Origin of the sequence: Streptomyces sp. NPDC001787, assembly GCF_040297465.1 — a bacterium.
Lineage (GTDB): Bacteria > Actinomycetota > Actinomycetes > Streptomycetales > Streptomycetaceae > Streptomyces.
This window is the reverse complement of record NZ_JBEOZE010000024.1, coordinates 153,987-162,269: the sequence shown is the minus strand read 5'-3', so window position 1 is coordinate 162,269 and position 8,283 is coordinate 153,987. Positions and strand designations below refer to the sequence as shown.

Sequence of the window (8,283 nt, the reverse complement as noted above, 5' to 3'; positions counted from 1 at the left end):
GGCGACCAGCTCGGCCAGGGCAAGGAGAACTCCCGGAACTTCCTCAAGGACAACCCCGATCTCGCCAACGAGATCGAGAAGAAGATCCTGGACAAACTCGGCATCGGCGTCGGTATCCGCTTCGAGGAGTCCGCTGCGCCGGTCCGCCAGGGTGTGACTGTCCTTCCGCACCGCACCGACGTCGCAGCGGAACAGCAACCGAACAGCGCGGCGCAGAACGCCGAGGGGCTCCAATAGCTAAGGGCTGTCCCGCGATTCCTGGCGGGCGCACGACGACAGCTACGGCACCTCGCCGTGTTGTCGAAACGCCCGAGTACATCCAGCATGCGGGCGCCTCTCCGCCTTGCGATGCACCGCATCCGACGCCGCGCGCTGATCCACCAGGAATTGCGGGACGGCCGTTAGAAAACGCCACCCCCATCCCTTTCCTTGCTCACGCATTCTGTGCGAAGTCAAGAGTCACCCACGCGTTCTTCGCGCCGCTTTCCAAGCTGGGTCGGGTTCTCTTTGCGCACGCGATGAGCTTCCCTGTCAAGGGAGATATTTGCCACGCGGATCTGGTGCTGAATAGTGAGCCTGACGTGTGGCGGCACGGTGCTACGGTTGGTCTCGGCTAGTTCTCGATATCACCTGAGGTTTACGAAGTGAGAAATCGGCTCGTCATCAAGGGTGCCCGGCAACACAATCTCCGTGACGTATCCGTCGAGCTGCCCCGGGATGCGCTTATCGTGTTCACGGGCGTATCGGGATCCGGAAAGTCAAGCCTGGCATTCGATACCATATTCGCCGAGGGGCAGCGGCGCTATATCGAATCCCTCTCCGCCTATGCGCGGCAGTTTCTCGGGCAGCTCGACAAGCCTGATGTCGATGCCATTGAGGGGCTGTCCCCGGCGATCGCCATTGATCAGAAGACGTCCAGTCGCAACCCGCGTTCCACGGTGGGCACCGTCACCGAGGTCTACGACCACCTGCGCCTGCTCTACGCCCGCATCGGCCGCCCCCATTGCCCCGAGTGCGGCGAGCCGGTCAGCAGGCAGACACCGCAGCGCATCGTCGACCTGCTGTTGGACGAGAATGAGGGGACCCGCTTCCAGGTGCTGGCCCCGGTCGTCCGTGACCGCAAGGGCGAACATGCGGAAATCTTCCGGCAGTTGTCCGCCGATGGATTCAGCCGGGTCCGGGTCGACGGGACAGTCTTCGCACTGACGACGCCGCCCGCACTGGACAAGCGCAAGAAGCACTCGATCGACGCGGTCATCGACCGGCTGGCCGTCAAGCCGGGTATCCGGCAGCGGCTGACGGAATCCGTCGAAACCGCGCTGGGGCTCGGATGCGGTGTTCTGCGAGTCGAGTTCGTGGATCGGGAACTCGACCCGGCAGGCCGCGAGCTGGTGCTCTCCGAGGAGTTGGCCTGCCCGCGCTCCCACGACATCGGCCTGGAGTCGCTGGAGCCCCGGCTGTTCTCGTTCAACGCGCCCTGGGGCGCCTGCCCCACCTGCACCGGCCTCGGCTCGCGCGTGGAGGTCGACCCCGCGCTCGTCGTGCCGGACGACACCATGTCCCTGGCGGAGGGCGCCATCGCCCCCTGGACCAACACCAGCGGCGCCGATTACTACGCCCGCCTGCTCGAAGCCCTGGGCGCGGACGCCGGCTTCAGCGTCACCACCCCCTGGCGTGAGCTCTCCGCCGATACACGTCAGATGGTGTTGCACGGTACGGAGCGGCGGCTGCACCTCACGTACCGGAACCGCTTCGGACGTGACCGCTCGCACGCGGCCCGCTTTGAAGGAGTCATCCCGCACATCAAGCGCCGCTACGCCGAAGGTGCCGAGTCCGCAGCGGGTCAGAACCGGTTCGCCGGATACATGCGCGCGGAGCCATGTGCGGCCTGCGGGGGCGCGAGGCTTGCCCCGCACGTCCTCGCGGTCACGGTCGGCGGGCGCAGCATCGCTCAGACGGCCGCCCTGCCACTCGGTGAACTCGTCACCTTCATCGAGGCGTTGGAGCTGAGCACCCGTGAGCAGCGGATCTCCGAGGCCGTGCTCTCGGAGATCGGCGAACGGCTGAGGTTCCTGCTCGATGTCGGCCTGGACTACCTCTCGCTCGACCGGCCCGCCGCGTCCCTCTCGGGCGGGGAGGCGCAGCGGATCCGGCTTGCGACCCAGATCGGCGCGGGGCTGACGGGCGTGCTGTACGTGCTGGACGAGCCGTCCATCGGGCTGCACCAGCGCGACAACCAGCGGCTCATCGAGACCCTGAAGCGGCTGCGCGACCGCGGCAACACCGTGATCGTCGTCGAGCACGACGAGGAGACGCTGCGGGTCGCCGACTGGGTGGTCGACGTCGGCCCCGGCGCAGGCGCGCACGGCGGCCGGATCGTCTGCTCGGGCACCGTGCAGGAACTGGCCGCACATCCCGAGTCCATCACCGGCGCCTACCTCTCCGGACGCCGTACGATCCCCCTGCCCACCCGGCGCAGAGAGCCGGCACAGGGCCGCGACCTCACCGTGCACGGGGCATCCGAGCACAATCTGCGCAACATGACGGTGTCGTTCCCGCTCGGCCTGTTCACCGTGGTCACCGGCGTCTCGGGCTCCGGCAAGTCGACCCTGGTCAACGACATCCTGCACACCGCGCTCGCCCGGCGCATCCACCGCGCACACAGAGTGCCGGGCCGGCATCGCACCATCACCGGCGTCGAGCACCTCGACAAGGTGGTCCAGGTCGACCAGACCCCGATCGGCCGCAGCCCCCGCTCCAACCCGGCAACGTACACGGGCGTCTTCGACCACCTGCGCAAGCTGTTCGCCCAGACCCCGGAGGCGAAAGTCCGCGGCTACCAGCCCGGCCGGTTCTCCTTCAACGTCAAGGGCGGACGCTGCGAACACTGCTACGGCGACGGCACCATCAAGGTCGAGATGAACTTCCTCCCGGACGTCTACGTCCCGTGCGAGGTGTGCCAGGGCGCCCAGTACAACCGCGAGACCCTCGAAGTGCACTACAGGGGGAGGTCCATCGCGGACGTGCTCGCCATGACTGTGGCGGAGAGCCTGGACTTCTTCAGCGGCCATCAGATCATCTCCCGGCATCTGCGGGCCCTGGACGATGTCGGGCTCGGCTATGTGAAGCTCGGCCAGGCGGCCACCACCCTGTCCGGCGGTGAGGCGCAGCGCGTCAAGCTCGCCGCCGAGCTTCAGCGCCGTACTCGTGGGCGCACCCTCTACGTGCTGGACGAACCCACCACCGGCCTCCACATCGCCGATGTCGACCGTCTGCTGGCGGCGCTTCAACGACTGGTCGACGGCGGCAACACGGTCGTCGTCATCGAGCACAACCTCGACGTGATCAAGTCAGCCGACCACGTGATCGACATGGGGCCGGAAGGCGGGCACCGGGGCGGCGAGGTCATCGCCGAAGGCACCCCGGAACAGGTCGCGGCCAACGCCCGGTCGCACACCGGACGGTATCTGAACGCCTTGCTGGAGCCCATGTGAACGCCACAGACATACAGCACCCGGAGGAAATCCCGCTCCCGGAGCACGACGAGACCGACGCCCCTGCCCCCAGGCTCCCCTCGGGCGACAGTACGGTCGATCAGGTCAGGGACTACCTGCGGCTCATCGCCAAGGTACCGCTGCTGACCGCCGAGCAGGAGGTGGAACTGAGCAAGCGCATCGAAGCCGGTCTGTATGCCGAGCACCTCCTCGCCGAAGGACCGGGACCGGACACGCACATGCGCCGGGAGCTGGCCCTTCTCGTCGAGGACGGCCGCCGCGCGAAGAACCATTTCACCGAGGCCAACCTCCGCCTGGTGGTCGCCGTCACCAAGCGCTACACCGGGCGCGGACTGCAGTTCCTGGACCTGATCCAGGAAGGCAACACCGGGCTGATCAGAGCCGTGGAGAAGTTCGACTATGCCAAAGGCTTCAAGTTCTCCACGTACGCGACCTGGTGGATCAAACAGGCGGTCACCCGGGCCCTGGCCGACCAGAGCCGTACCATCCGCGTACCGGTGCACGCTGTGGAGATCATCAACCGTGTGGCGCGGATCCGCCGTGAGTTGATCAACAAATCCGGCGCCGAGCCCACCCCGGAAGAACTGGCCGAGAAGGCGGACGTCCCGGTGGAACGGCTGGCCGAACTCAAGGCCTACAACAAGGAACCCGTCTCGCTGGAGGTGACGCTGTCCGACGACGGAAACACCGAATTCGGCGACCTCATCATGGACGGCGACTCGCCATCCGCCTGGGACGTGGTCGCCTTCGGCTTTCTCCGGCAGGCCATCCAGGCCATTCTGGCGGAGATGACCCCGCGCGAAGCCGGCATCATCACCCTGCGGTACGGGCTTCTGGGCGGCAGCCCCAGGACTCTGGAGGAGATCGGCAAGGTCTACGGCGTGACACGCGAACGCATACGCCAGGTCGAGGCCAAGACGATGAGCAAGCTGCGCCACCCCTCACGCTCGCACGTGCTGCGGGACTACCTCAATGACGACTGAACGCTGTCCCTCGATTCCTGGCGGGCGCGCGGCGTCGGATGCGGTACCTCGCGGCGGTGTCGGGACGTACCGCATACATCCCGTACGCGGGCGTCCCTCTGCCCTGCGACGTACCGCATCCGACGCCGGGCGCTGATCCACCGGGGATGCGGAGACAGCCTTTGGCCGAAGTCGACGGGCCGGCCTTTACCGGCTTGTAGTGCTTGGTGAGGTTGGTGTCTCTATGAGAGGGCCAGAGCTCCGTCCCCTCGTCCCGATGCTGCGGGGGGCCACGGGGCGTAGTACCACCTTCCAACCCGGCGGCCGAGGACCTGCGCGCGCGGTGCGGGACGCTCGTCGACCACGACGATGCTGCGGATCCTTCGCCGCCTCGCCGAGAACACCGGCCGTCCACGCTCAGCCCTCGTCAGTTCTGCCCCGGCGGGCAGGGCGGTTCCCGACCCCGGCGAGCGGGACGGTTGCGCCCTGGCGGTATCGTGCGCGCCTGAGCTGTGAGCCGGCTGTGGGGGCAGCGCCACCCGGCACGGCTCGACAGAACGCTTCAAACGGGGAGAACGAAGAAATATGCGCATGTGGACTCGTGCTGTACCGGCGGCGGTTGGCGCCTTGGCGCTGGCTGTGGCGCTGACCGGTTGCAACGACTCGGGATCGGGGAAGGGCCGGCGCGGCTCCGGCTCCGTCGGTTCCTCCTCGTCGGACGGCAAGAAGACCTACCGCCTGGGCGAGGCCAGCCCGCCGCAGGAAAGCACTATGAAGGCGTCGAAGGACAGCAAGTTCACGGTGACGCCCACGAAGGTGCAGACCGGAACGACGGCCGACATGGACAACTCGGGCCTGGACAAGGACAAGGACAAGGCCCCCAAGATTCCCGTGTACGTGTGGTCCACCCTCACCCACAAGAGCGGCAAGGCCATGGAAGTCGGCGACATGGACAACGACCTGGTCGTCAAGACGGACAAGGGCGAGCGCACCAGGGCCCTCATCGTCATCATGGGCGATGCCAAGTGGCCGAACTGCCCGGAGCCCGACACCTTGAAGAAGCTGAGCGCGGGACAGTCGGAGAAGATCTGCACCGCCTTCCTCATCCCCGAGGGCCAGAAGGCCGCCGCTGTCCAACTGAGCCAGGGCTTCTCCAGTGCACCGCTGGAGTGGCCGGTCAAGAACTGAACCCTGGCCGGGGCCCTGCCGAGGAGGGTGACCAGGGCATAGCCGCTTGACGGAGTGCACGCACCCATGACGGAGGGGGTGTGTGCACTCCGTCGCACCACGCCGTACTCCGCCAACCGGGCACTCGTGTGACGTTGCCCGGGAGCGACCAGTGCGCGAGGTTGTCCCGGCGAATCAGGGTGCCCATCCGGTGCGGATCCGATCAGCGAGGCCGCGTCCCTGACCGGGTGGGCGGTGCTGGCCGCCCACCCGATCGCCGGGCCGCGAAGCGACGTTCCTAATCCCTGACCTTGAGGAAGCGCATCCGGGTTGCGCCATTGCTGTCGGTGCCGCCGGCCTCGGCGTTGGAGATCTTGCCGCCGGTGAGGACGAACATCAGGTGCAGGCGGACCGTCCGGGGGCCGGAGGCGACCGTGTACTCGGTCATGATGTGTGTGGTTCCGCCTTGCTGCTCCTGCCCCGCTGCGTTGATCGCGGCGATCTGGGTGAAGCTCGTCAGAAGGGTGTCCGTGGTCTCGTCCCTGAGCCAGCCGATGATGTAGCCGCTGCCGCCGGTGGCGGAACCGAGCGCGTACCGTACATCGCTGTCGATGTGGTACACCCCGACTTCCGGGAGCACGATGTCGGACTCGGGGATCGGCACGTCGGTACCGGCCCGGGCCAGGAGGTTGGCATGCTGCCGCTCGGAGTTGAGGAACGCGCTCACCGGCGTGAGGCGGGCGCCGATCTCCCACCTTTCGGGGCAGCCGGGCGTGCCGGTGACGTCGATGTCCACCGACCGTTCGATGCCCCTGTTGCCGCCGGGAGCGATGCCCGCCAGGCCGATCCGCGGCACGAGCAGCCCACCTGTCGTGTTCCGCGCGGCATTGCACGGGGACGGGTCCAGAGCAGGCGTGTCGGGTGCGTACAGGCACCCGTCGCTGCCCCGGGTGATGGCGTTGCCCCGGTCGGTGGAGATGCACGGAGGGCGGGCGGTGGCGCATCCGTCCTGGCAGGAGGCGACCGGGATGACCGGCGGGACCGCGGCGTAGGGAGTTGAGCCGTCGAGGGTGTCGGTCGTGCAGGTGACCGTGCCGTCGCAGCTGCGGCAGGTCGTACGGAGGAACGGCCTGCCGCAGCCCGGGGCGGACGCCTGGACGGTGAGGACGAAGCTGTCGACGGTCCACTGCTTGGGGCCGACCCGGCAGGTGTCGTCGTTGCCTGTCTCCAGGTTGAGCTCGACGACGATCTTTCCCGCGAGGACGTCCGCGAGGGACACGGCGGTCGGTGGGATGACGCCGTTGTCGTCACCACCCGCCGGCAGATCGGGTGGGCCGAGGAGATCGGTGCGGATCGGGGCCGTGCCGTTCCACAGGGCGAAGCGGCCGTAGAGCTGGCAGGCCGTGCTCCTGCCGTCGTTGCGGACATGGACCGAGGCGCTGATCGTGACGGTGGTGGGGTTGCCACGCAGCGACGTGGGGTCGATGTGCACGACGCCGGCGAGCCAGGTGTGCTGGCCGTTGTGCGTCCCGTTGTCGGCCGGGAACGTGCCCGTGCCGCTGTTCAGGATGGTCTGGGCGACGACAGGGTCCAGTGCCGCATGGGTGTTGGCGATGGTGTAGTACGGCGTCGGGTCGGTGCTGCTCGCGGTCGCTGCGACCCGGTACGGCGCGGAGTCGCGCAGTGGGATCGTCTCGCAGTGCTCACACGGCTTGGAGTCGGGACAAGCAACGGGGGGACAGGTCGGCTTGGGGGGCTGACAGCCGCCGATGGCGATGGGGGCCTGCCCGCAGCCGCATCCACTCATGGGTCAACTCCTTTGGTGAGGCGGAGTGGTGGCAGTGGTGGTGTGCGCCATGCCACTTTGCGCGGTTGGTGTACGAGCACGTGGGGCACCGGCTCCTCGGCCGAGACGGATGAAAGTCGAGCTGGGGCAGGCGCGCTGAGGGATTCCGGCGGACCTGATGAGGTCGTCCGCGCAACCGGGGAGCGGGAGAAAGCGGAAGAAGAAGACCGTCTGGTGGACCACTCGCCCGGGGCCCGTGGCTGACAGGACGCCGATCGTCATCCAGCTACGTGTTACCGCAGCCGGTCATGTCCGTGGGGATGGGAAACAGAAGCGGCCGCGCCGACCCCTTGTCGCGATTCTGCTACTGGTACTGGGCGAATCGCGTTGGGCGCTCGGACCCGGGAACTGAAGGCAAGTCACTTGTCTTCTTCGTTGCCATCCCTAATGTACTATCCCGTGATCTGTCGGGCATTACCCCGTTAGGGTGGCCGATTTCACGTCTGCGCGCTGCCGGCAGTCGGCAACAGCCGGCCTGCGATCCAACGACAGCTCGGCATGGCGTACCGCCCCCGTCCAACGGCTGGCCGACGCCGCAGCGCCGGAAGACCCCTTCCAGGGGCAGTGGCAGAACTGACGATCCGGCGGTTCGGCGACGCGCCGTGGTCCGGTGTCACGCCAACTTCACCGCGTGTTCCGTGAGCACCTCATGCTGCTCCTGGGTGAGCCGGTCGCGGCGGCTATTCGGTGTTGCTGATGAATACACCGAACTTCACCATGTGCCTCCGGCCGTCGAGCAGAGATGGCGGCGGTGCGGTGGTGGGGTCCGAGGAACATGCACGGCAGGGGCGCG

At 67.5% G+C, this 8,283-nt stretch carries 3 protein-coding genes and 2 pseudogenes; 4 read left to right on the top strand and 1 reads right to left on the bottom strand.

The window, feature by feature from the left end; translation table 11 throughout:
* From ABT170_RS28705 to ABT170_RS28690, 4 genes and pseudogenes are all read left to right on the top strand, one after another.
* Positions 1-237: pseudogene (locus tag ABT170_RS28705) on the top strand (recombinase RecA); the annotation flags it as partial.
* Positions 238-644: 407 nt separating this feature from the next.
* Positions 645-3,494 carry an excinuclease ABC subunit UvrA gene (gene uvrA / locus ABT170_RS28700; protein ID WP_351872176.1) on the top strand — a complete coding sequence of 950 codons (2,850 nt, stop codon included), beginning with the start codon at positions 645-647 and terminating at the stop codon, positions 3,492-3,494.
* Between the two features lie 35 nt (positions 3,495-3,529).
* Positions 3,530-4,498, top strand: a pseudogene (locus ABT170_RS28695) (RNA polymerase sigma factor); the annotation flags it as partial.
* A 606-nt stretch (positions 4,499-5,104) separates the two neighbouring features.
* A complete protein-coding gene (locus tag ABT170_RS28690; protein ID WP_351872173.1) occupies positions 5,105-5,665 on the top strand; it encodes a hypothetical protein in 561 nt (186 codons plus the stop codon).
* A gap of 277 nt (positions 5,666-5,942) precedes the next feature.
* Here the strand turns inward: ABT170_RS28690 and ABT170_RS28685 are convergent, their stop codons facing one another.
* Positions 5,943-7,451 carry a hypothetical protein gene (locus ABT170_RS28685; RefSeq protein WP_351872170.1) on the bottom strand — a complete coding sequence of 503 codons (1,509 nt, stop codon included), beginning with the start codon at positions 7,449-7,451 and terminating at the stop codon, positions 5,943-5,945.
* Positions 7,452-8,283 lie beyond the last annotated feature (832 nt).